Consider the following 255-nt stretch of genomic DNA (forward strand, 5'->3'; position numbering starts at 1 on the left):
GGATCGAGGAGTTGGTGGAATCGCATCCTCTTTTCGAGCTCCTGACATCGATGCCGGCAGTCGGCGTCAGGACAGCGGCGAGGATCCTGACCGAGGTCGTGGGCAAGGACTTCGCCACTGCCGGGCACTTGGCCTCTTACGCCGGTTTGGCACCGGTGACGTGGCGATCGGGGACGTCGATCCGTGGTGATCATTCGTCCCGCCGTGGCAACAAAGTCCTCAAACGGGCGCTATTCCTCTCGGCATTCGCAGCGT

General features: G+C 62.4%; 1 protein-coding gene. It reads left to right on the forward strand.

The features are described 5' to 3' along the window. Nucleotides 1–255: transposase (locus ACPUD7_RS17885; RefSeq protein ID WP_425120664.1), on the forward strand; the 255-nt coding region annotated here is incomplete at both ends.

This window comes from Brevibacterium sp. FAM 24630 (genome assembly GCF_049804075.1).
Classification (GTDB): domain Bacteria; phylum Actinomycetota; class Actinomycetes; order Actinomycetales; family Brevibacteriaceae; genus Brevibacterium.